Source organism: Bacillus sp. FSL W7-1354 (assembly GCF_038002405.1).
Classification (GTDB): Bacteria; Bacillota; Bacilli; order Bacillales; family Bacillaceae; genus Bacillus; species Bacillus paralicheniformis.
This window is the reverse complement of the sequence record NZ_JBBOCL010000001.1, coordinates 1,440,165-1,464,009: the sequence shown is the minus strand read 5'-3', so window position 1 is coordinate 1,464,009 and position 23,845 is coordinate 1,440,165. Positions and strand designations below refer to the sequence as shown.

Below are 23,845 nucleotides of genomic sequence, written 5' to 3'. Positions count from 1 at the left end.
AGCCTGACATGAAAAAGAAAGTAGCTCTTATTACAACAGGAGGAACGATCGCCAGCCGGAAAACCGAAAGCGGCAGGCTTGCGGCAGGGGCGATCAGCGGTCCTGAATTAGCCGAAATGTGCAGCCTGCCGGAAGATGTCCAGATCGATGTCTATCCGGCGTTTCAGCTTCCGAGTATGCATATTACATTTCAGCATTTACTAGAACTCAAACAAACCGTCGAACGCGTTTTTCAGGACGGCAGCTATGACGGCGTGGTTGTGACGCATGGTACGGACACGCTTGAAGAAACCGCTTATTTTTTAGATTTAACCTTGCAGGATGAGAGGCCGGTCGTTGTCACAGGCTCACAACGAGCCCCCGAGCAGCAAGGAACAGATGCATATACAAATATCAGACACGCCGTTTATACAGCGTGCAGCCCAGATATAAAAGGAGCCGGCACGGTCGTTGTTTTTAACGAGAGGATCTTTAACGCGCGCTACGTTAAAAAAGTGCACGCTTCGAATCTGCAGGGTTTTGACGTATTCGGCTTCGGTTACTTAGGGATTATTGACAATGATAAAGTATACGTTTATCAAAAGCCCTTAAAGCGGGATGTTCATCAGCTGCAAAGACCGCTTCCTGAAGTGGATATCGTCAAATGCTATCTGGATGGAGACGGCAAGTTTATCAGAGCCGCTGTCCGCGAGGGTGCAGCAGGGATCGTCCTTGAAGGAGTCGGAAGGGGACAGGTACCGCCGAATATGGTGGGCGATATTGAGCAAGCTTTACATCAGGGCGTTTATATCGTCATCACGACGAGTGCAGAGGAAGGCGAAGTGTATACGACCTATGACTATGCGGGCAGCAGCTATGACCTCGCGAAAAAAGGTGTCATCTTAGGCAAGGATTATGACAGCAAAAAAGCGAGAATGAAACTGGCCGTCCTTCTTGCAAGCTATGAAGAAGGCATAAAAGACAAATTCTGCTACTAGGCGGCCCGTTCTTTTTCAATTTCAAAACAATCAGAATCATGGTAGGATAGAATGAGATGAAAAGGAAAGAGGTTTCCTCATGTTCGGAATTATCTCAGCAGGCTTAGCTCCCGGAATCGCACTGTTAATGTATTTTTACTTAAAGGAAAAATATGAATCCGAGCCCATTCATATGGTCATCCGCCTTTTTATACTGGGGGTCTTGCTCGTTTTTCCGACGATGTTTATCCAGTATGTATTGGAAAAAGAACACATTTCTGAGGGCAGTTTTGTCGTTTCATTTTTAACTTCCGGCTTTTTGGAAGAATTTTTAAAATGGTTTTTGCTGATGGTCAGCGCTTTTCAGCATATCGATTTTGATGAACACTATGACGGGATCGTATACGGGACAAGCCTTTCATTGGGGTTTGCGACGCTTGAAAATATATTGTATCTCATCGGGAACGGGGTGGAGTACGCTTTTATGCGCGCTTTGCTTCCGGTTTCCAGCCATGCCTTATTCGGAGTGATCATGGGCTTTTACATCGGCAAAGCCCGTTTTTCCTCAAGTAAAACAAAGATGAAATGGCTGTTCTGCTCGCTTTTTATTCCGGCTTTGCTTCACGGTCTCTACGATTATATTCTGCTCGCCTTAAAAAACTGGATTTATTTTATGCTGCCCTTTATGGCGTTTCTTTGGTGGTTCGGCTTGCGCAAAGCAAAAAAAGCCCGTTCCGTCAAAGCCGGTGGGCAGTCTCTTCAGCAATAGCCGCCTCGAGCATAGGCGGTTTTTTTCATTTTCTGTCCGGCATATTTACCTAAAGTTGAAACAGAAAGGAAAGCGTGTATAAAATCTGCCTCTCTACAAAAGATATGGGTACAAAAATGCTGGAGGAGGCTTAAAACATGAAGTCGAAAGGTTCTTTTTGTTTGAATGTCATTTTATGTACCATTATGGCAACCAGTCTTTCACTTCCATTCAGTCAAAAAAGCGCTGCCTTTTCTGAACAGGTGATACAGCGGGGGGCGACAGGGGATGATGTGATTGAACTGCAGGCAAGGCTTCAATACAACGGCTATTACAATGGCAGAATTGACGGAGTATACGGATGGGCGACATACTGGGCCGTCCGCAATTTCCAAAATCAGTTCGGCTTAAAGGATACAGACGGCCTGGTCGGGCCGAAAACAAAACGATTTTTAATCAATCATACTAAATATTACAGCGACTACGTGCACAGACAACTTCGAAAAGGAAACCAATTTACACATTACGGCGGACTGCCGCTGAAGTATCAGACGAAGCCTTCAAAAGAAGTGCAGCAGCAGGCGAGAAAAAAGGCGGAAGCAAGACAGCAGCAGGGCACTGCCCAAAAGCAGCCGCAGCAAAAGCAGCAGGCCGCTCCTGCACAGCCGAAAAAACAAGCGCAGCCAAAGGCTGCACCTAAACAGCAGGCGCCTAAAAAACAGGATGCCGTTGCAGCCAACATGCCGGGCGGTTTCTCGAACAACGACATCAATCTGTTGGCCCAAGCGGTTTACGGTGAAGCGCGCGGAGAACCGTATGACGGCCAGGTTGCTGTTGCAGCCGTTATTTTAAACAGGCTCGACAGCCCTACCTTCCCGAACACGGTGGCTGGTGTTATCTTTGAACCGCTTGCATTTACAGCTGTCGCGGATGGACAGATTTACATGACCCCGGATGAAACGGCGAAAAAAGCCGTTCTTGACGCCATCAATGGCTGGGATCCGTCAGAAAATGCGACTTACTACTTTAACCCTGACACGGCCACTAGCTCATGGATTTGGGGCAGACCACAAATTAAAAGGATCGGTAAACACATTTTCTGTGAATAAAAGCGAGGTGCTATAAATGATCAGAGGAATTTTAATCGCCCTTTTAGGTGTCGCCATCGTCGGAACAAGCTATTGGGGCTATAAGGAACATCAGGAGAAAGACGCCGTTTTGCTTCATGCCGAAAACAACTATCAAAGGGCATTTCACGATTTAACTTATCAGGTGGATCAGCTGCATGACAAAATCGGGAGCACACTTGCGATGAACAGCAAAAAAACCCTGTCTCCCGCCTTGGTGGAAGTATGGAAGACGACTTCTGAAGCGCATAACAATGTCAGCCAGCTGCCGCTGACCTTAATGCCGTTTAACAAGACAGAAGAATTTTTGGCAAAGGTCGGAGATTTCAGCTACAAAGCTGCCGTGCGCGACCTTGACAAAGAGCCGCTTAATAAAAAAGAGTACGCTTCTTTAAATCAGCTATATGAAAATTCAAAGGATATACAAAATGAATTGCGTAATGTCCAGCATTTGATTATAGACAAAAATCTGAGATGGATGGATGTGGAGCTTGCGCTCGCGTCCGGCCAAAAACAAAGCGACAATACGATCATTAATGGATTTAAAACCGTTGAAAAAAGCGCAAGTGCGTTTTCTGATACGGATTTAAGCGCGACAGAGATGACGAACACGAAAAAAGAGCAGCAAGGGTACGACCATTTAAAAGGCAAGAGAATAACCGAAAAAGAAGCGCGCAAGATTGCCCAAAAATTCGCTCAGGACAAAAATTACAATATCAAAGTGTCGAAAAGCGGCAAGAAAACGAACAGGGATGTATACAGCATCAGCATGCAGGACCCTGATCAAAAAGCGGATATTTATATGGACATTACCGAAAAAGGCGGATATCCGGTTTATCTGATCCAAAACAAAAAAATTAAAGATGAAAAAATCAGCCTGAACGACGCGTCGAACAAAGCCCTTCAATTTTTGAAAAAAAACGGCTATAAAACCGAAGACCTGAAGATGGATGAAAGCTCGCAATACGACGGCGTCGGCGTATTTTCGTTTGTTCCGGTCCAGGACGGCGTCTGGCTCTATCCGGACAGCATCCGCATCAAGGTCGCGCTTGACGACGGCGAAATTACCGGATTTAATGCAAAGGATTTCTTAATCTCCCATAAAAAAAGAGACTTGCCGAAGCCGAAATTAACGCTTGAAAAAGCGAAAGCAAGCCTGAATCCCAACGTAAAGGTTCAGGAGACGCGCCTTGCTTTAGTCACAAACGAGCTTTCACAAGAAGTGCTCTGCTACGAAATTCTCGGCACGATTGAAAACGATACATTCCGCATGTTTATCAATACCGAAGACGGCACGGAAGAGAAGGTCCAAAAAATGAAAAGTGCAGAACCGATATATAACGATTTGTAAAACGATAGATCAGAGGGAAAAGGCGGATACATGCCTTTTCCTTTTTAGCATTCGGAATAATTCGTCCTAAACATTTCCATACTGAACGTATGGGCGGAACGTCCGCCGGTGAAAATTGAACATGCCCGGTGCCATAAACTTTCCGGGCAGCGGAGGAATGTTATGAAAACAATTGAACGGTTATTATTTAAGATTCTTGTCGTACAGGCGGTCATATTAATCAGCGTGCAGCTTCTTTTTCATTTCTCCAAGGCTGAGCCTTATCTGTCAAAAGTTGTGCAGTATGAAGGCGTGAACAACATGAAAATCGGCGAATGGATCGAGACATTTAAGCCGTAAATTCACGCTAAAATCTCCCCTTTTTCGCCTGATACATGATACAATCCTATAAGGAGTACCAGATAGCAAGGAGAGGAATTATGGAAAAGAAATTATGCATTGCAATAGACGGCCCTGCGGCAGCCGGAAAAAGCACCGTGGCTAAAATCGTGGCCGGAAAAAAGTCGTATATTTATATCGATACGGGTGCCATGTACAGGGCGATTACGTATTTAGCGCTGAAAAAGGGCGTCGATTTAAACGACGAAGCGGCATTGACGGCCTTGTTAAAAGAATCTGCCATCGATCTCACGGTTTCGCCTGAAGGGGAGCAGAAGGTTTATATCGCAGGCGAAGATGTAACAGAGGCGATCCGCACGGATGACGTGAGCAACCAGGTTTCAATCGTCGCCAAATACGCCGGGATCCGCGAAGAAATGACGAAAAGGCAGCAGCAGCTGGCTGAAAAAGGCGGCGTCGTCATGGACGGCCGCGACATCGGTACCCACGTTCTCCCGAATGCGGAAGTGAAAATATTTCTTTTGGCGTCCGTTGAAGAGCGGGCAAAACGCCGCTTTGAAGAAAACGTCAAAAAAGGGTACAATGTAAACTATGAAACGCTTGCAGAAGAAATCAGGCGCCGTGACAAACTCGATTCAGAGCGCGAGATTTCGCCGTTGAAAAAAGCGGACGATGCGCTTGAAATCGATACGACTTCACTGACGATCGATGAGGTGGCCGAAAAAATCCTGCAGGTTGTAGACAAAAAGGCTCAAAAATAAAAAATCCGGGCAAATTACTTATTGTCTGCATGTTTTGACTTGACAAACACAGGCTTTTATTAGAAGTTAGTAATAATAAATCATGTTTTAGAACATTCAAATATCCATTTTTGAATGGTTCTTTAATACATATCGGCTGTCCGGATCGGATATCAATTCATCCGGAATAACCGTTTTTACAAAAGCTGTGTAGGTTTGGACCAAGGAGGTTATTGAAATGACAGAGGAAATGAATCAAATTGATGTTCAAGTACCAGAGGTTGGAGATGTGGTGAAAGGTATTGTAACGAAAGTTGAGGACAAGCATGTCGATGTTGACATCCCCAACTGCAAGCAAACCGGAATTATCCCAATCAGTGAATTATCAAGTCTTCATGTTGAAAAAGCATCAGATGTCGTCAATGTAGACGATGAGCTTGAATTAAAAGTGACAAAAGTGGAAGACGATGCATTGATTTTATCAAAACGTGCTGTTGATGCAGACCGCGCTTGGGAAGACCTAGAGAAAAAGTTTGAGTCAAAAGAAGTGTTTGAAGCCGAAGTAAAAGACGTCGTCAAAGGCGGTCTGGTCGTCGATATCGGCGTGCGCGGATTCATTCCCGCATCGCTTGTAGAGGCGCATTTTGTTGAAGATTTTACAGATTATAAAGGAAAGACGCTTACTTTAATCGTCGTTGAGCTTGACAGAGATAAAAACCGCGTGATTTTATCACACCGTGCGGTTGTTGAAAAAGAGCAGTCGGAAAGAAAACAGGATTTTCTTCAAACGCTGGAAGCGGGACAGGTACTTGAAGGAAAAGTGCAGCGCCTGACAGATTTCGGTGCTTTCGTTGACATCGGCGGCATTGACGGTCTTGTTCACATCTCCCAGCTGTCGCATTCACACGTTGAAAAACCGTCAGACGTAGTCGAAGAAGGCCAGGATGTCAAAGTCAAAGTGCTGTCCGTCGACCGCGACAATGAGCGAATTTCGCTATCAATCAAAGAAACGCTTCCTGGGCCTTGGTCCAACATCGGCGAAAAAGTGAAGCCTGGAGACGTATTGGACGGAAAAGTCCAGCGCTTGGTGAGCTTCGGTGCGTTTGTCGAAGTGCTGCCTGGAGTTGAAGGCCTCGTCCACATTTCGCAAATCTCGAACAAACACATCGGAACACCTCATGAAGTCCTTGAGGAAGGCCAGGACGTTAAAGTGAAAGTTCTTGACGTCAACGAAGAGGAAGAGCGCATTTCTTTAAGCATGAAAGAGCTTGAAGAAAACACCGATAAAGCAGAGCAGGAAGATTACCGTCAATACCAGGCGAAGGAAGAGTCTTCAGGATTCCAGCTTGGTGAAATGATCGGAGACAAACTGAATAAATTAAAGTAAAATTTGGTGATGATGGTGACGCGAGCAAAAAGAAAAAAAGAACACATTGATCATGCCTTGTCCACCGGACAGAAACGTCAGACCGGGCTTGATGATATTACGTTTGTTCACGTCAGCCTTCCGGAAACGGAATTGTCACAAGTTGATACTTCAACCAAAATAGGCGAACTGTTTTTAAGTTCGCCTATTTTTATCAATGCGATGACAGGCGGGGGCGGGAAGGCGACGTTTGAGATCAACAGGGCTTTGGCGAGGGCGGCTGCACAAACGGGCATACCGGTCGCTGTCGGCTCGCAAATGTCCGCTTTGAAAGACCCTGATGAACGTCCTTCATACGAGATCGTCAGAAAAGAAAATCAGAAGGGTCTTGTATTCGCCAATTTGGGGAGCGAAGCGACGGTGGATCAGGCCAAACGGGCGGTCGACATGATTGAAGCCGACATGCTTCAAATTCACCTCAATGTGATTCAGGAAATTGTCATGCCTGAAGGCGACCGCAGCTTTACAGGTCGCCTGCACCGGATTGAAGACATCTGCCGAAATGTCAGCGTACCGGTCGCCGTAAAAGAAGTGGGCTTTGGCATGAGCAGGGACACCGCGGCCCGGCTTTTTAACGCCGGGGTCCAGGCGGTCGATGTCGGCGGTTTCGGAGGAACGAATTTTTCGAAAATCGAAAATTTGCGCAGAGATAAAGCGGTTCAGTTTTTCGATCAATGGGGCATATCGACAGCAGCCAGCCTGGCCGAAGTCAGCTCTCTGTTCGGCGATCAGCCGATTATCGCATCCGGAGGCATTCAAGATGCCCTTGATCTGGCCAAATCGATAGCGCTGGGTGCGTCTGCGGCGGGGATGGCGGGCTATTTTCTCCAAGTGCTGACAGCTTCGGGAGAAGAGGCGTTAGCCGCCGAAATCGAGAGCCTGATCGAAGATTTAAAAAGGATCATGACCGTCTTGGGGTGCCTGACGATTGAACAGTTGAAAAAAGCACCGCTCGTCATCAAGGGCGATACATATCATTGGCTGAAAGCGAGGGGTGTTGACCCCTTTGTTTACAGCAAGCGCTAAAAAAACCGGCTTCTCATGAGCCGGTTTTTTTACGGGTTTCGCTTCCGTGCGTCCTCCGCACTTTCGAGAGAGGCGGCCCCATTGTAGCTGATGGACTGGTCACGGTCGGATTCGGTTCGCTTCTGCTGTTTCAGCTTCTTTTCCTGCCTGTCTTTTCCCAACGCTGTTCCCTCCTTATTGCACGTTTAAAAAATCTCAAGTCACTCCATACTGAAAATGGAGGACGAAAACATATGGAAGAATTCTATTATTATTGGTCAATGTGGTTTTTATGGGTGTTAACGACTTTTATTCTTGAGAAAAACAGCTTTCGCTTTTATGCGTCAGCATTTATTCTGCTCAACATCATGTTAAGTATGTATCAGATTCAGCTCTTTCTGCATTTTAATGCCGCCTATTTGTCGTTTTATATAGGAGCTTTCATGCTGTGCGGTTATTTAAGGCTTCATAAAAGCGTCAAGCGGCTCCTGCTTCATTTGTCGATGGTGTCCGCCTACGGTTTTTTGTTTCTGTTTGCATTATATGACCCTGTTTGGTTTATCCTAAAGCCTGAATGGCTGACCATCATTCTGTTTGTCATCATGACGACGGCTTTTGAAAGAAGCTTCGCCGCCCGTCTCGGGATGTTTGTGCTCGGTGCGTGCCAGGGGGAGCTCTTGTATACATTCGTCATCAGAAAGCTTTATGGAGACATTGCAGCCGGCGGTTATTCATGGCTGTCAATGTGCGCTGCGGGGATCGTTCTCGTTTACGGAATCTCCCAGTATGAACGTCTGATGCATCAGTTCTATCACAAATGGAAGCGATTGAATAAAGGAGCAGCAAAAATGTCATGAGCCAATATACTTATCCGATCATCTTGGGAATTATCGCCGGTATTGTTGTCAGAGTGTACATGCTCCGAACCGACTACCGCCAGTACCCTACATATCTTCATGGGAAAACGATACATATTGCGCTGGCTTTGATCGCTGCCAGCATTGGAGCGATCATTATTCCGTCGATCTTAAAATCGGATTATACAGCGATTACGTTTTTAACGCTGGCTGCAACCCAATTCAGGGATGTCCGGAATATGGAACGCGAAACATTGACGCAGCTTGACGGCTATGAACTTGTTTCAAGAGGCAGCACGTATATCGAAGGAATTGCGATCGCCTTTGAAAGCAGAAATTACATTGTCATTTTCACATCGCTCCTGACGACCCTCGCATATATTCTGTTTTCATCGGTATGGGCAGGCCTTGCTGCAGCTTTCATCTGTTTTATCTCGGGCAGGATCTTAATGTCCGGAAGCTTTATTAAGGACATCGTCGATATAGAGTATAAAAAGCCTCATTTTGAAGGAGCCGGCCTTTATGTTGACAATATTTACATTATGAATATCGGGCTTCCTGAAAAACAGAAGCTGATTTTGGAACACGGCATGGGTTTTATTTTAAAACCGAAAAATTTTAATTCCGCAGTAACCATTGCCAATCTCGGGCAAAGGCAAGCGATTTTATTCGACGTTTCCAATGTGCTCGGCGTGTATCGAGACTCCGGAGAACCCTCTCTTTCGCCGCTGGCGAAAAGGGATTTGAATGACGGGCGGGTCGCGGTTTTTGTCCTTCCGGTCATCAAGGACAAGGAGACGGCGATCAGGGTCATCGGCGATGTTCCGACGCTGGAAAACGCCATTCGCGTACCGATGGAATTTATTAAAGAAAAGCACAGCAAGGTGATAAAATGAGCGAATCAATCGAAAAATTCATCCTCGCCGTCGTCACAACAAGGCGAGAGCGAGTGATCGGAGGGACGGCTGCATTTTTCTGCGACACCCCCGAGGAAATGAACACGTACGCGAAAAACCTTGAAGCCATTCTCGACGGAATCGCCCACGGAATAGGAGATGACCTTTATTTGATTGTGAAACATTTTTAATTACAGTTGTGATCTTTTTAGAAATTGATATAATATATGAGTTAAGCCCTTCTCATGGAATAAGAAGGGTTTCTTTCTTCAAACTGATTTTTGAAAAGAAAAATAAATGATGATTCATTTAAAGATGGAAAAGCTTTACTGAATTGAAAGGAAGGGTACTATGGGAAAACCTGTCGTAGCCATAGTTGGAAGGCCCAATGTGGGGAAGTCCACGATCTTTAACAGGATCGCTGGCGAAAGAATTTCGATTGTGGAAGATACACCTGGCGTGACGCGGGATCGGATATACAGCTCTGCCGAGTGGCTGAATCACGACTTCAACCTGATTGATACAGGCGGAATCGAAGTCGGTGATGAGCCGTTTTTGGCGCAGATTCGCCATCAGGCCGAGATCGCCATGGAAGAAGCAGATGTGATTATTTTCATGACGAACGGCCGCGAAGGCGTCACGGCTGCTGATGAAGAAGTGGCAAAAATTTTATACCGTACAAAAAAACCCGTCGTTCTGGCGGTTAATAAAGTGGATAATCCTGAAATGAGAGCAAACATTTACGATTTTTATGCCCTCGGCTTTGGCGAGCCGTACCCGATTTCAGGGACGCACGGCCTCGGTCTCGGCGATCTGCTTGATGCGGTCAGCGAACATTTTAAAAACATACCCGAAACGAAGTATGAGGATGAGGTCGTTCAATTTTGCCTCATCGGCCGGCCGAACGTCGGAAAATCCTCTCTTGTAAACGCCATGCTTGGAGAAGAGCGCGTGATCGTCAGCAATATTGCGGGAACAACGCGCGACGCCATTGACACGAGGTTTACATACAATCAAAGAGACTTTGTCATCGTTGATACAGCCGGGATGAGAAAAAAGGGAAAAGTGTATGAGGCAACTGAAAAATACAGCGTCCTCCGGGCTTTAAAGGCGATCGACCGCTCAGAAGTCGTCTGCGTCGTCTTGGACGGCGAAGAAGGCATCATCGAGCAGGACAAGCGGATTGCCGGCTATGCGCATGAAGCGGGAAAAGCCGTCGTCATCGTCGTGAATAAATGGGATGCAGTCGAAAAAGACGAGCGGACGATGAAAGAATTCGAAGAAAAGGTTAGAGATCACTTTCAATTTTTGGACTACGCGCCTGTTTTGTTTATGTCCGCTTTGACGAAAAAGCGCATCCATACGCTGATGCCTGCAGTCATGACGGCAAGCGAAAACCATTCGATGAGGGTGCAGACCAATATTCTTAATGATATCATTATGGATGCAGTGGCTATGAACCCGACGCCGACGCATAATGGCAACCGCTTAAAAATTTATTATGCGACACAAGTGGCTGTGAAGCCGCCGACATTTGTCGTATTTGTCAATGATCCTGAGCTGATGCATTTTTCTTACGAACGCTTTTTGGAAAACCGGATACGCGACGCCTTCGGATTTGAAGGAACACCAATCAAGATTTTCGCAAGAGCAAGAAAATAAAGAGGTGTAGTAAAAATGACAAAAGTATCGATTTTGGGAGCCGGAAGCTGGGGAACAGCCTTGGCGCTCGTTTTGGCGGACAACCAGTACGATGTGTGCATTTGGGGTCATCGTGAAGAACTGATTCAGCAAATTAATGAACACCATGAAAACAAAGATTATCTGCCGGGTGTCAAACTTTCTGAAAACGTGCATGCCACAACAGATCTCGAAGCTGCAGTGGCCGATGTCAAGACGATCATCGTCGCCGTTCCGACAAAAGCGATCCGCGAAGTTCTCGCACAGGCTGTTTCCTTCATCGACCAAAAGGCGATTTTTGTACATGTTTCAAAAGGAATTGAGCCTGACACACTGCTCCGCATTTCTGAAATGATGAAAGAGGAAATTCCGGCTGAATTAAGGGAGGACATCGTCGTTCTCTCCGGACCGAGCCATGCGGAAGAAGTCGGTTTAAGACACCCGACGACCGTAACCGTAGCTGCCGACAGCAGCATTGAATCGGCACAGGCGATCCAGGATATGTTTATGAATCAGAATTTCCGCGTGTATACCAATCCGGATATGATCGGCGTAGAGATCGGCGGCGCGCTGAAAAACGTCATTGCGCTTGCCGCGGGAATTACAGACGGTTTGGGGTACGGAGATAATGCGAAAGCCGCGCTGATTACAAGGGGCTTGGCAGAGATCGCCCGACTCGGCACGAAAATGGGCGGAAACCCGCTGACATTCTCGGGGCTTACAGGAATCGGGGATTTGATCGTCACCTGCACAAGCGTTCATTCACGAAATTGGCGAGCCGGTAATATGCTGGGTAAAGGCTTCAAACTGGATGAAGTTCTGGAAGAAATGGGGATGGTCGTTGAGGGGGTCCGCACGACAAAAGCCGCTTATCAGCTTTCAAAGAAATTTGATGTGAAAATGCCGATTACCGAGGCATTGCACAAAGTATTGTTTGACGGCGAAAAAGTTGAGACGGCAGTCGAATCATTGATGGCGAGAGTCAAAACACACGAGATGGAAGATCTTGTGAACACATTTGAAAATCAAATGAAATGACCACTCCATCACCAACTGCTTTATACTCTCCTCTAAGTTCGTTTTAAAAAAACCGAAACATTTTGGAGACTTAGGCAAGAGAGGATACATTTGTCCGAAGACTTGCATAAAATAGAATCGAAGTCTGGAAGAGCTGTATCTTACCAATTGGGTTATATAGTCACAATCGTTATGCCTGAAGCAAAGCCCCCCTCTTTGCTTCAGGTTTTTTTTGCGGTTTTTTCCGTTTCGAAATATTGGAAAAGCTGTTGAACTTCTGGTTTTTCTTATATAAAATGAAATATAACGCTTACATCACAAGAAAAGGTAGAAGGAGGGCTTCAATGTGAATGTCGGTCTGTTAAAAATGTGGTTTGCCTTGGGATCAATGGGCCTGATGTTCTTAGCGGTGATTGCCATATACATAAGCAGATATAAATTTAAAAACCGTTTTTTAAAAGTGCTCACGTCGTTCGTCGCCTATACATGTATGCTCATCTCCGGCGTGATCGTCTTTTTTGTCGTCTTCAGCGGTCCCGTCAACGAATAAAGCATAAAAAAGGAAGATTCATATGAAAATCGTAAACGCACTGCTTGTTACTGTATTGACCGCAATCATGCTAAGCGGCTGTTTGTACCCTGAAGAAAGAAAGGCGAAAAACAGCGTGCCGTATCAGCACCAGCTCAAAGAAGTGCAGGCGGCCGTTGATGAATTCAGGGAGGCGACGGGAGGGCTTCTGCCGATTAAGACAAGGGATATGAGCGTTCCAATCTATCAAAAATACCCTATCGATTTTAACAGGCTGTCCCCCCGGTATATGGCTGAGCCGCCGGGTACTTCCTATGAAAGCGGCGGAGAGTACTTGTACGTTCTTGTCGATGTAGAAAAAAAGCCGATGGTCAAGCTCATTGATATAAAAATGTCGGAAATGATCAGAGAGCTAAAGCTTCGGGTCGAAATGTATAAAGATCAGCACAAGTATCCACCGTATAAAAAAGTCGTATCCAATCACTTATTCATGCTTGACCATGAAAAGCTCGGACTGAAAGAGGCGCCTTCTGTCACGAGTCCGCTTTCCGGCACCTCTCTGCCGCTTCTCGTCGATGAAAAAGGCGACATTCAAGTGGATTACCGAGTGGATTTGGCCAACCTGATAAAGCGGTCGAAAAAAACGGTAAAGCCGGGTGAGGAAATTCAGGATTTGATGTGGAAAGAGACGCCTTTTGTTCCAGCGTTTTCGGTAAAGTATACAGTGAATGACAAACAGGAACCTGTTTTTCTCGAATAGAATATCGGTCAAAATGCAAGTATCAGTCATGAACCTTTCTCCTCAGCATACAATGAGGAGAAAGGTTTTTTCATGCATGCCGAAAAAATTTCCCTAAGCTGTCATATTGAAATAGGACAACGTCATACACTATAGTGTCCTGTTTTTGATTGATGAAGAAGTAAAAAATTGAAAAGGATTGGAAGTCCGGGAGGGGATCACTTGGAAAAGGTCGATATTTTCAAGGATATCGCTGAACGAACAGGAGGCGATATATACTTAGGTGTCGTAGGAGCTGTACGTACAGGAAAATCTACGTTTATCAAAAAATTTATGGAGCTAGTGGTGCTCCCGAATATCAACAATGAAGCAGACCGGGCGCGCGCACAAGATGAGCTCCCCCAAAGTGCCGCTGGCAAAACCATTATGACAACTGAACCGAAGTTTGTTCCGAATCAGGCAATGTCAGTTCATGTCAGTGACGGACTCGATGTGAATATAAGGCTTGTCGACTGTGTCGGCTATACTGTACCCGGAGCAAAGGGATACGAGGATGAAAACGGGCCGAGAATGATCAACACTCCTTGGTATGAAGAGCCGATTCCATTTCACGAAGCTGCCGAAATCGGCACGAGAAAAGTCATCCAGGAACACTCCACCATCGGTGTTGTGATTACGACTGACGGCACGATTGGAGAAATCGCCAGACAGGATTATATCGAGGCTGAAGAACGGGTGATCGATGAATTAAAAGAGGTTGGAAAACCATTTATCATGGTCATCAATTCCGTAAGGCCGTACCATCCGGAAACGGAAGCGCTCAGGCAAGAGCTGATGGAGAAATACGACATTCCGGTGCTGGCGATGAGCGTTGAAAGCATGAGGGAAGCGGACGTTCTGAGCGTTCTCAGAGAAGCGCTTTACGAATTCCCTGTACTCGAAGTCAACGTCAATCTTCCGAGCTGGGTCATGGTATTAAAAGAGAATCATTGGCTCAGGGAAAACTATCAAGATTCCGTTAAAGAAACCGTCAAAGATATTAAAAGACTGAGAGATGTCGACCGCGTCGTCGGACACTTCAGCGAATTTGATTTTATCGAGCGCGCCAGCCTCGCCGGAATAGAAATGGGCCAGGGGATCGCCGAAATCGATTTGTACGCGCCGGATTACCTGTACGATGAAATTTTGAGGGAAGTCGTCGGCGTTGAAATCAGAGGAAAGGATCACCTCCTTCAGCTCATGCAGGATTTTGCCCATGCCAAGACCGAATATGATCAAGTATCAGATGCGTTGAAAATGGTGAAACAAACCGGTTATGGAATCGCTGCTCCCGCATTAACCGATATGAGCCTTGATGAACCGGAAATCATCAGGCAGGGGTCAAGATTCGGAGTCCGCCTGAAAGCGGTGGCGCCGTCGATTCATATGATCAAAGTCGATGTGGAGAGCGAGTTTGCGCCAATCATCGGAACAGAGAAGCAGAGCGAAGAGCTTGTCCGCTATTTAATGCAGGACTTTGAGGATGATCCGCTGTCAATCTGGAATTCCGACATTTTCGGAAGGAGCCTGAGCTCCATCGTCAGAGAAGGGATTCAGGCGAAGCTGTCCCTCATGCCTGAAAATGCAAGATATAAGCTGAAGGAGACGCTCGAGCGCATCATCAATGAAGGATCAGGCGGCTTGATTGCGATCATCTTATAAAAGGGAAGGCCTCTTATCATACGGGAGGTCTTTTTTTCATGCCTGAAACAGGATGAACAGGCGCCGTGAAAGGGATTGAGACGGCAGGGGCAAGCGGCTGGAAATATAGGAAAGATTATGATTAAAAAAGGAAAAACAGGAATATTTGTTCGTTTCATTCTGCTTAAACCTTGACGAATAAGGGATCATCGCTTTAAAATGCTTGATATGGTTATTCAGATGTGTTAATCTACATACAGAAAATCTTCACTTTACTGGACAAACGTTCCTCTCAAAGTGAAATTTTCACTGAAAGCCGTGAAATGCCTTTTCTATATTTATTTGAAATTTCTGTTCAAACAGGTATAGAAACAGGTTGAACTGTGAAGAAATGATGATAATCTATTGTTTGATACCTTTTGGGAGGAGGTGAAAGGCATGAACAAGACAGAACTAATCAATGCGGTTGCAGAAGCAAGCGAACTATCTAAAAAAGACGCTACTAAAGCAGTTGATTCTGTTTTTGATACAATTTTAGATGCACTTAAAAACGGTGAAAAAATTCAATTGATCGGTTTTGGTAACTTTGAGGTTCGTGAGCGCTCAGCTCGTAAAGGACGCAATCCTCAAACAGGTGAAGAAATCGAAATCCCTGCAAGCAAAGTACCTGCTTTCAAACCAGGTAAAGCGCTTAAAGACGCTGTAGCAGGAAAATAATTGTATGTATATATGCCGTTTTCGCGCGTAATACATACCATGTTGTTTCTTCACAGGAAAGCCCCTTTTCAAAGGGGCTTTTCATAATTTTAAGGCTTTTTTTCAGACGGAAAACATTTTGCCGGCAAAAAACCTTTCATTTTGCTTTTATAAGCTGAAGTGTGCTAGAATCTGAATTAAATGTATGCGTTTCTGGAGGATATAAAACAATGAGAGAAATCAACAAAGAACAAATTGAACAAGCTGTCCGGCAAATATTGGAGGCGATCGGAGAAGATCCGAACCGTGAAGGCCTTCTTGATACACCGAAAAGAGTCGCGAAAATGTACGCCGAAGTATTTGCAGGGTTAAACGAAGATCCGAAAGAGCATTTCAAAACGATTTTCGGCGAGGATCACGAAGAGCTTGTTCTTGTTAAAGATATTCCCTTTTATTCAATGTGTGAGCACCATTTAGTCCCTTTCTACGGGAAAGCCCATGTAGCTTATATCCCTAAAGGGGGAAAAGTGACAGGGCTCAGCAAATTGGCGAGAGCCGTTGAAGCGGTGGCAAAGCGCCCGCAGCTGCAGGAGCGGATTACGTCAACAATCGCCGACAGCATTGTTGAAACGCTGACTCCGCACGGTGTCATGGTTGTTGTTGAAGCCGAGCACATGTGCATGACGATGCGCGGCGTGAAAAAGCCGGGTTCAAAAACTGTCACTTCAGCCGTAAGAGGAACGTTTAGACAAGATGTAGCCGCTCGCTCTGAGGTGTTGGAGCTTATCAAAACATCATGATTAAAAATGAGAAGGTGTGCGATGAACATGACCAATAATCAATCGAATGATTTTGTCGTTATCAAAGCCGTCGAAGACGGCGTCAACGTGATCGGCCTGACGAGAGGCACGGACACAAGATTTCATCATTCAGAAAAGCTTGATAAAGGAGAGGTGATGATCTGCCAGTTTACCGAGCACACCTCTGCGATCAAGATCCGGGGCGAGGCCCTGATTCAGACGGCAAACGGCGAGATGAAAAGCGAGTCGAAAAAATAGATAGCCGGCCTTTTATGGCCGTTTGCATGGCATAAGACAATATCTTTCAACATATTATGGTATAATTAAACTTTCTCCGCTCAAAAAAGATACATAATCAATCAAAAAGAAAAACTGCGAATTTTGGGACAAGGGTGATATCTTTGCAAGACATCTACGGACAATTATCTTATTTGAAAATCAAGCTGAATCAAAAGCTTTCACATCCATATTTGGCGAAGCATTTGACTGCGCCGAAAGTTGATGAGGATAAGCTGTTTCTTTTCTACGCTCTGTTTGAGGAAACGGATTTAAAAGAAGCTGACAAGGAAAGTTACATCTTAACGGCGATGCTTGTTCAAACAGCCCTTGATACCCATGATGAAGTCACGACCGCAGCTTCAATTAAGCAGGACGACTATAAAAACCGCCAGCTGACCGTATTGGCCGGTGATTATTTCAGCGGCATGTACTACTCGCTGTTATCGGGTATGAAGGATATTTATATGATTCGGACGCTCGCTGCGGCCATCAAAGAAATAAACGAACATAAAATCAGGATTTACGACCATTCCGCAAAAGATGCGGACAGCCTGAAAAAAAGCGTCAGCATAGTGGAAGCTGCACTTTTTCACCATCTCGCCGACCACTTTTACCTGCCTCACTGGAAAACAGCCGCCAATGACTTTCTTGTGTTTAAAAGGTTTGCGGCCGAAGAAAAAGCTTCAGATTCCCGGCTGCTGGAGACGATCATACAGAAAGAGTTTCCGGAAGACCAGGCTTCATGCGGACAGCTGGCTGCAGCGGCTTATGAAGAAGCCAAGCTTGCGATCAACCAGTCGCTTGCTGCAAAGCCCGCCGTCCAAAAATGGCTTCTGAAACGCCTGCAGGAAATTCGGCCTGAAAAACGAACTTATCATCAGAAAGTGGAAGAAGGGTAATCATGGTGCAGTCAAAAGAACAGCGCGTACACGGCGTGTTTGAAAAGATTTATAAAAATTACGACCAGATGAACTCCGTCATCAGCTTTAAACAGCATAAAAAATGGCGCGACAAAACGATGCAGCTCATGAACGTACCAAAAGGAGCCAAAGCTCTTGACGTCTGCTGCGGGACGGGCGACTGGACAATCGCGCTCGCTGATGCGGCCGGAGAGACAGGGGAAATCAAGGGCCTTGATTTCAGCAAAAACATGCTGAGCATCGCCGAACAAAAGACCGACAGCTACAGCCAGATCGAACTGATCCACGGCAACGCGATGGAACTGCCCTTCCCGGACAATACGTTCGACTATGTCACCATCGGCTTCGGGCTTCGCAATGTTCCCGACTATTTAACCGTATTAAAAGAGATGGCGCGCGTGGTAAAACCCGGCGGCCAGGTTGTATGCCTTGAGACGTCCCAGCCTGAAATGTTCGGGTTCAAACAGCTGTACTTCCTGTACTTCCGTTTTATTATGCCCATGTTTGGAAAGTTCTTTGCCAAAAGCTTTAAGGAGTATTCATGGCTTCAGGAATCGGCCAGGGAATTTCCTGGTATGAAAGAACTTGCTGCATTGTTTGAAGAGGCTGGATTAGAAAATGTTCAATATCATCCGTTCACAGGCGGCGTAGCGGCTACACATGTCGGCTTGAAGCGATGATGACTACTGAAATACTCGGGTGAATCGATATGAAATTGACAACGTTTTATTCTTTTTTAAATGACGATATTGAATTAATAGAAAAAGAGCTTGAAAAGACCGTGCACTCCGACTATCCATTGCTAAGTGAAGCGAGCCTGCATTTGCTGCAGGCCGGAGGCAAGCGGATTCGTCCTGTGTTTGTCCTGCTTTCCGGCATGTTCGGTGAATACGATATCAACAAAATTAAAAATGTCGCTGTTTCATTGGAATTGATACATATGGCTTCGCTCGTACACGACGATGTCATCGATGATGCGGAGCTTAGAAGGGGACAGCCGACTATCAAAGCGAAGTGGGATAACCGGATTGCAATGTACACAGGTGATTATTTGTTCGCTCGCTCACTTGAAGCGATGACGAAAATAAACGAACCGAAAGCCCACGAAATCTTGTCCAAGGCGATTGTCGAAGTCTGTCTTGGAGAAATTGAACAAATCAAAGATAAATATAATATGGAGCAAAACCTCAGAACCTATTTGCGGAGAATCAGGCGCAAGACAGCCCTTCTGATCGCATCGAGCTGCCAGCTAGGCGCCATTGCTGCCGGCGCGGGTGAAAACATTCATAAAACGTTGTACTGGTTCGGCTATTACGTCGGCATGTCCTATCAAATTATTGATGACATCCTCGATTTCACCTCAAGCGAAAAAGAGCTTGGCAAGCCTGTGGGCAGTGATCTGCTTCAGGGGAATGTCACGCTTCCCGTATTATATGCACGGAAATCGCCTGAATTAAAAGCGCGGCTGATGCTGGTCAACAGTGAAACGACTCCGGAACAGATCAAACCAGTGATCGAGGAACTGAAGAAAACCGATGCCATAGAACAATCGTTCAAAGTCAGCGAAATGTATTTAAATAAGGCTTTCGCACTGCTTGAAACGCTCCCGAAAAACCGGGCGCGGACGGCACTGGGCCAAATTGCGAAATACATCGGCAAACGAAAGTTCTAAAAAAAGACAAATGAGTCGAAAGTATGAATATTCTCCACCCTTTATTGATTAATTGTTTGAAAAATGCTATATTTCTGTTGTAGTGTTGAAAGCCTATACATATTAGCGGGGTGGAGAATCGACTATGGAAAAAACCTTTGTGATGGTAAAACCTGACGGCGTTCAGCGTCAGCTGATCGGCGAAATTTTGTTAAGATTCGAACGTAAGGGCTTACAATTAATCGGAGCCAAGCTGATGAAGGTCTCAGAAGAGACGGCAGGCGAGCATTATAAAGAACATAACGGCAAACCGTTTTTCGGCGAGCTTGTCGACTTTATTACTTCAGGCCCGGTATTCGCCATGGTGTGGGAAGGCGAAGAAGCAATCGCGGTCGCCAGACAGCTGATCGGGAAGACGAACCCTAAGGAAGCGCTCCCAGGAACAATTCGCGGAGACTTCGGCATGTTTGTCGGAAAAAATATCATTCACGGTTCAGATTCTCCTGAAAGTGCAGCACGCGAAATCAACTTGTTTTTTAAAGAAGACGAACTTGTTGAAGACGAGAAGTTAATGAATCAATGGATTTACTAAAAATCAGCTGAAAAGCTGATTTTTTTATATGGATCAGAATGGCTGCCGCCGGGCAGGCTTTTTTCTTTTTAAAGATACAAATTTAAAAGAAAACAAGCTATAATTGTACTCATATCAGCACGACGATTAGGAGAGAAAACATGGACAATTACAGTTTCTTTGTTGATAAATGGAAAAAAATAACTGGTGTGGATTTGGCATTGTACAAAGAGGCGCAAATGAAAAGAAGGCTAACATCTCTTTATGAAAAAAAGGGGTACGGCGATTTCCGCGAATTTGCGCTCGCTTTAGAAAAGAATGAAGCTCTTCTGCAGGAAACGCTGGACAGGATGACGATTAATGTTTCAGAATTTTACAGAAACTATAAGAGGTGGGAGGTTCTCGAAAAAACCATCCTCCCGCTCTTAAAGCCTGCGAAAACATTGAAAGTATGGAGTGCGGCATGTTCAACCGGTGAAGAGCCGTATACATTATCGATGATTTTAAGCAGACAGAAAGGCCTCTCAGACTATCAGATCATCGCAACAGATATCGATGACAAAGTTCTTGCGAAAGCGAAAGAAGGCGTGTATCAGGAAAGATCTCTGCAGGAAGTGCCGAAAGAGATAAAGGAACTTTATTTTACGCAAGACGGAAACCGGTTTGCCGTCAAAGACGAGATCAAGAAAAACATTCGCTTTCAAAAACACAATTTACTGGCTGATGCATATGAGAAAGATTTTGATATCATCGTATGCCGCAATGTTCTCATATATTTTACAGAGGAAGCAAAAGAGAAGATCTATCATAAGTTCAGCGGCAGTTTGAAGAATAATGGAGTTTTGTTTGTCGGAAGCACGGAACAGATCTTCAATCCGGAAAAATACGGTTTTCAATCGACAGATACGTTTTTCTATCAAAAAAGTTAGCTGACTTTTTATAAAAGGTTATGTTATAGTTTTACTTAAAAGCGTTAATGTGATGAAGGGAGAACGAAAGCATGAGGTATTTAACAGCCGGTGAATCTCACGGTCCGCAGCTTACGACAATTATCGAAGGAGTCCCAGCAGGGCTTTATATCACAAAAGAAGACATTGATTACGAGCTTCAAAGACGTCAAAAAGGCCACGGCCGCGGACGCCGGATGCAAATCGAAAAAGATCAGGCACGGATCACAAGCGGTGTAAGGCACGGGCGTTCTCTTGGATCGCCGATCGCTCTCGTCGTCGAAAACAACGACTGGAAACACTGGACGAAAATCATGGGATCAGAGCCGATCACGGCTGAAGAAGAAAGCGAAATGAAACGACAGATTTCAAGGCCAAGACCGGGTCACGCTGATTTGAACGGCGCGATCAAATACGGGCACAGAGATATGCGCAACGTGCTTGAACGTTCATCTGCCAGAGAAACGACCGTCCGTGTGGCGGCAGGAGCCGTCGCCAAAAAGATCCTTTCCCAGCTCGGCATCCAAGTGGCCGGCCACGTGCTGGAGATCGGCGGAGTAAAAGCCGAAAAAACAAATTATGAATCTATCGAAGACTTGAAAAAAGTAACCGAAGAGTCTCCTGTCAGATGCTATGACGAAGAAGCGGGCAGAAAAATGATGGACGCGATCGATGAAGCAAAAGCAAATGGCGATTCGATCGGCGGAATCGTCGAGGTGATTGTTGAAGGGGTGCCGGTAGGAGTCGGCAGCTATGTCCATTACGACCGCAAACTCGACAGCAAGCTGGCTGCCGCCGTGCTGAGCATCAATGCTTTTAAAGGTGTTGAATTCGGCATCGGCTTTGAAGCTGCACGCAAAAACGGCAGTGAAGTCCATGACGAAATCATTTGGGACGAAGAAAAAGGCTATACGCGCGCTACAAACCGTCTCGGCGGCCTTGAAGGCGGGATGACAACGGGAATGCCGATTGTCGTCAGAGGCGTGATGAAGCCGATTCCAACGTTATACAAACCGCTCAAAAGCGTTGATATCGAGACGAAAGAGCCGTTTACAGCAAGCATCGAGCGTTCCGATTCCTGCGCTGTCCCTGCCGCAAGCGTAGTGGCTGAAGCGGTTGTTGCATGGGAAATCGCCAAGGCGATCGTCGAGCAGTTTGGCGTTGACCAAATGGACCGGATCGCTGAAAATGTTGAGAAAATGAGAAAGCTTGCGAGGGAGTTTTAATGAAATCACTTCAAATCGAAACCGCTTCTTTGTCCTACCCGGTGTTCATCGGGGGAGGCATTAGAAAAAACGCGGCAGAGCTCTTGTCATCCTTGAACCTTCCGATGACGAAAGTGCTATTGATCACCGACGAAGAAGTTGATAAACACTATGGAGAAGAACTGTTCGGCCTTCTCCGCAGCAAATGGCCCGTCAAAAAGGTTGCGGTGCCAAGCGGTGAACAGGCCAAATCAATCGATCTGTTTATGAAGCTCCAGACGGAAGCCATTCAATTTCACCTTGACCGTTCGTCATGCATTGTGGCGCTGGGCGGCGGCGTTGTCGGCGATCTTGCAGGGTTCGTCGCTTCAACTTTTATGAGGGGCATCGATTATGTGCAATTCCCAACGACTCTGCTGTCTCATGATAGCGCGGTCGGAGGGAAAGTTGCCATTAATCATCCGCTCGGAAAAAACTTAATCGGCGCTTTTCATCAGCCGAAGGCGGTGGTTTATGATACCGAATGCTTGAGCACGCTTTCTGAAAAAGAAATGCGTTCAGGTCTTGCGGAAGTCATTAAGCACGCATTTATCCGTGATGAATCTTTCTTGAACGAATTGCTTAAAATTGATTCAATTAAAGCGATTACGACCGGCCAGCTCAGTGAAATGGTGTACAAAGGCATTTCGATTAAAGCGGAAGTTGTCTCACAAGACGAGCGCGAACAAGGAATCAGGGCCTATCTGAATTTTGGGCACACGCTTGGCCACGCCGTTGAAGCCGAATACGGCTACGGAGAGATGACCCATGGCGACGCTGTCGCTTTAGGCATGCAATTTGCTTTGTTTGTCAGCGAGAAGGTGTTGAATTGTCCTGTTGACCGCACAAAAATCGCCGCCTGGCTGAAAAATCTCGGCTATCCGGAAAGCGTAAAACGCGAAGTTTCAACAGAAGCTCTCATCAATCGAATGATGAACGATAAAAAAACACGCAGAGGCATCATTCAGTTTGTTCTGCTGGATAAGATCGGCAGTGTGCGGCTGCACTCCTTTAAAGCCGATGAAATTGAACGATGGTTGAATATGTGGAGATTGGAGGGAGGCAAATGATGATGCGCGGAATTCGGGGAGCGACGACAGTTGACCAGGATACAGAAAAAGACATTACGGAGCGGACGAAGCAGCTGATCGGAAAAATGATCGATGAAAATCAACTCAAACCTGAGCAAGTCGTGCAGATCTTCATTTCTGCCACTTCCGATATTCACGCTGCTTTTCCCGCAAAGGTCGTCAGAACGTTTGACGGCTGGCAGCATGTGCCCGTCATGTGCATGCAGGAAATGGATGTTGAACACGCCCTTAAAAAATGCATCAGAGTGATGATGACGGTTCAGACGGATATGCGGCAGGATGAAGTCCGCCACGTTTATTTAGAAAATGCCGTAACGCTCAGACCTGATTTATCATTGACAAAAAATACTGAATTGTAATACGATTGTAGAAACCTTGAAATACACAGGAGTGTGTATGGGGTTTTAGTTTAGAAAAGCTGAGTATGAGACTAGGGTAGATTGAGAATGAGCTGAGATGAGCTGAGTTGAGACAAAACGTTTATTCATTCTACCCAAAAGACGCTGTTCTTTTGGGTTTGTTTCGTTTTCCCCTCTTCAATTCAATCATTTGTCCT

28 protein-coding genes are annotated in these 23,845 nt (G+C 45.7%); 27 read left to right on the top strand and 1 reads right to left on the bottom strand.

The annotated features are described in order from the left end of the window. Window positions 1-8 precede the first annotated feature (8 nt). The 8 genes from MKZ04_RS07495 (at window position 9) to fni (ending at window position 7,713) form a co-directional block, all read left to right on the top strand. Window positions 9-977, top strand: coding sequence for an asparaginase (locus MKZ04_RS07495; protein WP_020451978.1), 969 nt, complete (start codon window positions 9-11; stop codon window positions 975-977). Between the two features lie 79 nt (window positions 978-1,056). Next, window positions 1,057-1,725: a glutamic-type intramembrane protease PrsW gene (gene prsW / locus MKZ04_RS07490; protein ID WP_023857465.1), complete on the top strand. Its 669-nt coding sequence runs from the start codon at window positions 1,057-1,059 to the stop codon at window positions 1,723-1,725. A 185-nt stretch (window positions 1,726-1,910) separates the two neighbouring features. After that, the gene (sleB, locus tag MKZ04_RS07485; protein ID WP_373926116.1) at window positions 1,911-2,813 is read left to right on the top strand and encodes a spore cortex-lytic enzyme; all 903 of its coding nucleotides are present in this window, start codon (window positions 1,911-1,913) and stop codon (window positions 2,811-2,813) included. A gap of 16 nt (window positions 2,814-2,829) precedes the next feature. After that, window positions 2,830-4,182 carry a germination protein YpeB gene (gene ypeB, locus MKZ04_RS07480; protein WP_341045618.1) on the top strand — a complete coding sequence of 451 codons (1,353 nt, stop codon included), beginning with the start codon at window positions 2,830-2,832 and terminating at the stop codon, window positions 4,180-4,182. Between the two features lie 162 nt (window positions 4,183-4,344). Then, the gene (locus MKZ04_RS07475) at window positions 4,345-4,521 is read left to right on the top strand and encodes a YpfB family protein (RefSeq protein ID WP_023857462.1); all 177 of its coding nucleotides are present in this window, start codon (window positions 4,345-4,347) and stop codon (window positions 4,519-4,521) included. A gap of 80 nt (window positions 4,522-4,601) precedes the next feature. Further along, window positions 4,602-5,282 carry a (d)CMP kinase gene (gene cmk, locus MKZ04_RS07470; protein WP_025811219.1) on the top strand — a complete coding sequence of 227 codons (681 nt, stop codon included), beginning with the start codon at window positions 4,602-4,604 and terminating at the stop codon, window positions 5,280-5,282. Between the two features lie 217 nt (window positions 5,283-5,499). Beyond that, window positions 5,500-6,648 (top strand): 30S ribosomal protein S1, encoded by a 1,149-nt coding sequence (gene rpsA, locus MKZ04_RS07465; RefSeq protein WP_023857460.1) that lies wholly within the window; start codon window positions 5,500-5,502, stop codon window positions 6,646-6,648. A 15-nt stretch (window positions 6,649-6,663) separates the two neighbouring features. After that, entirely contained in the window at window positions 6,664-7,713 is a 1,050-nt protein-coding gene (gene fni, locus MKZ04_RS07460) for a type 2 isopentenyl-diphosphate Delta-isomerase (RefSeq protein WP_186438620.1), read from the top strand. Window positions 7,714-7,742: 29 nt separating this feature from the next. Here the strand turns inward: fni and MKZ04_RS07455 are convergent, their stop codons facing one another. Beyond that, the gene (locus MKZ04_RS07455; protein WP_003183025.1) at window positions 7,743-7,874 is read right to left on the bottom strand and encodes a YpzI family protein; all 132 of its coding nucleotides are present in this window, start codon (window positions 7,872-7,874) and stop codon (window positions 7,743-7,745) included. Between the two features lie 72 nt (window positions 7,875-7,946). Here MKZ04_RS07455 and MKZ04_RS07450 point away from each other — a divergent pair, with 72 nt between their 5' ends. The 19 genes from MKZ04_RS07450 to aroH all read left to right on the top strand — a co-directional run bounded on the left by MKZ04_RS07450 (window position 7,947) and on the right by aroH (window position 23,648). Beyond that, a complete protein-coding gene (locus MKZ04_RS07450; RefSeq protein WP_023857458.1) occupies window positions 7,947-8,549 on the top strand; it encodes a YphA family membrane protein in 603 nt (200 codons plus the stop codon). After that, entirely contained in the window at window positions 8,546-9,445 is a 900-nt protein-coding gene (locus MKZ04_RS07445; RefSeq protein ID WP_020451970.1) for a YIEGIA family protein, read from the top strand. The genes MKZ04_RS07450 and MKZ04_RS07445 overlap by 4 nt, the downstream gene beginning before the upstream one ends. Continuing rightward, window positions 9,442-9,636, top strand: coding sequence for a capping complex subunit for YIEGIA (locus MKZ04_RS07440; RefSeq protein ID WP_023857457.1), 195 nt, complete (start codon window positions 9,442-9,444; stop codon window positions 9,634-9,636). Before MKZ04_RS07445 ends, MKZ04_RS07440 begins: the two co-directional genes overlap by 4 nt. 160 nt (window positions 9,637-9,796) lie before the next feature. After that, on the top strand, window positions 9,797-11,107 hold the full coding sequence (gene der / locus MKZ04_RS07435; RefSeq protein WP_020451968.1) for a ribosome biogenesis GTPase Der: 1,311 nt from the start codon (window positions 9,797-9,799) through the stop codon (window positions 11,105-11,107). A 15-nt stretch (window positions 11,108-11,122) separates the two neighbouring features. Next, a complete protein-coding gene (locus MKZ04_RS07430; RefSeq protein ID WP_026579376.1) occupies window positions 11,123-12,163 on the top strand; it encodes an NAD(P)H-dependent glycerol-3-phosphate dehydrogenase in 1,041 nt (346 codons plus the stop codon). A 325-nt stretch (window positions 12,164-12,488) separates the two neighbouring features. Then, complete coding sequence (locus MKZ04_RS07425; protein WP_020451966.1) at window positions 12,489-12,692, top strand: DUF2768 domain-containing protein; 204 nt, start codon at window positions 12,489-12,491, stop codon at window positions 12,690-12,692. 22 nt (window positions 12,693-12,714) lie between these two features. Further along, entirely contained in the window at window positions 12,715-13,431 is a 717-nt protein-coding gene (locus MKZ04_RS07420; RefSeq protein ID WP_023857456.1) for a hypothetical protein, read from the top strand. Window positions 13,432-13,632: 201 nt separating this feature from the next. Further along, window positions 13,633-15,111, top strand: a complete 1,479-nt coding sequence (gene spoIVA / locus MKZ04_RS07415; protein WP_020451964.1) for a stage IV sporulation protein A — start codon at window positions 13,633-13,635, stop codon at window positions 15,109-15,111. Window positions 15,112-15,528: 417 nt separating this feature from the next. Next, window positions 15,529-15,807, top strand: coding sequence for a non-specific DNA-binding protein Hbs (gene hbs / locus MKZ04_RS07410; protein ID WP_003183006.1), 279 nt, complete (start codon window positions 15,529-15,531; stop codon window positions 15,805-15,807). A 209-nt stretch (window positions 15,808-16,016) separates the two neighbouring features. After that, complete coding sequence (gene folE / locus MKZ04_RS07405) at window positions 16,017-16,586, top strand: GTP cyclohydrolase I FolE (protein ID WP_020451963.1); 570 nt, start codon at window positions 16,017-16,019, stop codon at window positions 16,584-16,586. A gap of 27 nt (window positions 16,587-16,613) precedes the next feature. Next, a complete protein-coding gene (mtrB, locus tag MKZ04_RS07400) occupies window positions 16,614-16,844 on the top strand; it encodes a trp RNA-binding attenuation protein MtrB (protein ID WP_023857455.1) in 231 nt (76 codons plus the stop codon). Between the two features lie 143 nt (window positions 16,845-16,987). After that, window positions 16,988-17,764: a heptaprenyl diphosphate synthase component 1 gene (locus MKZ04_RS07395; protein ID WP_023857454.1), complete on the top strand. Its 777-nt coding sequence runs from the start codon at window positions 16,988-16,990 to the stop codon at window positions 17,762-17,764. A 2-nt stretch (window positions 17,765-17,766) separates the two neighbouring features. Beyond that, window positions 17,767-18,465, top strand: a complete 699-nt coding sequence (locus MKZ04_RS07390; protein ID WP_025811221.1) for a demethylmenaquinone methyltransferase — start codon at window positions 17,767-17,769, stop codon at window positions 18,463-18,465. Window positions 18,466-18,494: 29 nt separating this feature from the next. Beyond that, window positions 18,495-19,457, top strand: coding sequence for a heptaprenyl diphosphate synthase component II (hepT, locus tag MKZ04_RS07385; RefSeq protein ID WP_195258103.1), 963 nt, complete (start codon window positions 18,495-18,497; stop codon window positions 19,455-19,457). Window positions 19,458-19,581: 124 nt separating this feature from the next. Further along, window positions 19,582-20,028, top strand: a complete 447-nt coding sequence (ndk, locus tag MKZ04_RS07380; protein ID WP_026579377.1) for a nucleoside-diphosphate kinase — start codon at window positions 19,582-19,584, stop codon at window positions 20,026-20,028. A gap of 140 nt (window positions 20,029-20,168) precedes the next feature. Next, window positions 20,169-20,936, top strand: a complete 768-nt coding sequence (locus MKZ04_RS07375) for a CheR family methyltransferase (RefSeq protein WP_020451958.1) — start codon at window positions 20,169-20,171, stop codon at window positions 20,934-20,936. A gap of 71 nt (window positions 20,937-21,007) precedes the next feature. After that, entirely contained in the window at window positions 21,008-22,180 is a 1,173-nt protein-coding gene (gene aroC / locus MKZ04_RS07370; protein WP_025811222.1) for a chorismate synthase, read from the top strand. Beyond that, entirely contained in the window at window positions 22,180-23,268 is a 1,089-nt protein-coding gene (aroB, locus tag MKZ04_RS07365; RefSeq protein ID WP_035338513.1) for a 3-dehydroquinate synthase, read from the top strand. Before aroC ends, aroB begins: the two co-directional genes overlap by 1 nt. After that, a complete protein-coding gene (gene aroH, locus MKZ04_RS07360; RefSeq protein ID WP_023857449.1) occupies window positions 23,265-23,648 on the top strand; it encodes a chorismate mutase in 384 nt (127 codons plus the stop codon). Before aroB ends, aroH begins: the two co-directional genes overlap by 4 nt. Window positions 23,649-23,845 lie beyond the last annotated feature (197 nt).

What these genes read in the sequence shown, in the direction of transcription:
- der (WP_020451968.1), top strand. Translation starts at nt 9,797, where the DNA reads ATGGGAAAACCTGTCGTAGCCATAGTTGGAAGGCCCAATGTGGGGAAG.
- MKZ04_RS07375 (WP_020451958.1), top strand. Translation starts at nt 20,169, where the DNA reads ATGGACAATTACAGTTTCTTTGTTGATAAATGGAAAAAAATAACTGGT.
- sleB (WP_373926116.1), top strand. Translation starts at nt 1,911, where the DNA reads ATGGCAACCAGTCTTTCACTTCCATTCAGTCAAAAAAGCGCTGCCTTT.
- ndk (WP_026579377.1), top strand. Translation starts at nt 19,582, where the DNA reads ATGGAAAAAACCTTTGTGATGGTAAAACCTGACGGCGTTCAGCGTCAG.
- aroB (WP_035338513.1), top strand. Translation starts at nt 22,180, where the DNA reads ATGAAATCACTTCAAATCGAAACCGCTTCTTTGTCCTACCCGGTGTTC.
- MKZ04_RS07450 (WP_023857458.1), top strand. Translation starts at nt 7,947, where the DNA reads ATGGAAGAATTCTATTATTATTGGTCAATGTGGTTTTTATGGGTGTTA.
- hbs (WP_003183006.1), top strand. Translation starts at nt 15,529, where the DNA reads ATGAACAAGACAGAACTAATCAATGCGGTTGCAGAAGCAAGCGAACTA.
- MKZ04_RS07440 (WP_023857457.1), top strand. Translation starts at nt 9,442, where the DNA reads ATGAGCGAATCAATCGAAAAATTCATCCTCGCCGTCGTCACAACAAGG.
- aroC (WP_025811222.1), top strand. Translation starts at nt 21,008, where the DNA reads ATGAGGTATTTAACAGCCGGTGAATCTCACGGTCCGCAGCTTACGACA.
- ypeB (WP_341045618.1), top strand. Translation starts at nt 2,830, where the DNA reads ATGATCAGAGGAATTTTAATCGCCCTTTTAGGTGTCGCCATCGTCGGA.
- hepT (WP_195258103.1), top strand. Translation starts at nt 18,495, where the DNA reads ATGAAATTGACAACGTTTTATTCTTTTTTAAATGACGATATTGAATTA.
- MKZ04_RS07420 (WP_023857456.1), top strand. Translation starts at nt 12,715, where the DNA reads ATGAAAATCGTAAACGCACTGCTTGTTACTGTATTGACCGCAATCATG.
- mtrB (WP_023857455.1), top strand. Translation starts at nt 16,614, where the DNA reads ATGACCAATAATCAATCGAATGATTTTGTCGTTATCAAAGCCGTCGAA.
- MKZ04_RS07495 (WP_020451978.1), top strand. Translation starts at nt 9, where the DNA reads ATGAAAAAGAAAGTAGCTCTTATTACAACAGGAGGAACGATCGCCAGC.
- rpsA (WP_023857460.1), top strand. Translation starts at nt 5,500, where the DNA reads ATGACAGAGGAAATGAATCAAATTGATGTTCAAGTACCAGAGGTTGGA.
- aroH (WP_023857449.1), top strand. Translation starts at nt 23,265, where the DNA reads ATGATGATGCGCGGAATTCGGGGAGCGACGACAGTTGACCAGGATACA.
- prsW (WP_023857465.1), top strand. Translation starts at nt 1,057, where the DNA reads ATGTTCGGAATTATCTCAGCAGGCTTAGCTCCCGGAATCGCACTGTTA.
- MKZ04_RS07430 (WP_026579376.1), top strand. Translation starts at nt 11,123, where the DNA reads ATGACAAAAGTATCGATTTTGGGAGCCGGAAGCTGGGGAACAGCCTTG.
- MKZ04_RS07390 (WP_025811221.1), top strand. Translation starts at nt 17,767, where the DNA reads ATGGTGCAGTCAAAAGAACAGCGCGTACACGGCGTGTTTGAAAAGATT.
- folE (WP_020451963.1), top strand. Translation starts at nt 16,017, where the DNA reads ATGAGAGAAATCAACAAAGAACAAATTGAACAAGCTGTCCGGCAAATA.
- cmk (WP_025811219.1), top strand. Translation starts at nt 4,602, where the DNA reads ATGGAAAAGAAATTATGCATTGCAATAGACGGCCCTGCGGCAGCCGGA.
- MKZ04_RS07475 (WP_023857462.1), top strand. Translation starts at nt 4,345, where the DNA reads ATGAAAACAATTGAACGGTTATTATTTAAGATTCTTGTCGTACAGGCG.
- MKZ04_RS07445 (WP_020451970.1), top strand. Translation starts at nt 8,546, where the DNA reads ATGAGCCAATATACTTATCCGATCATCTTGGGAATTATCGCCGGTATT.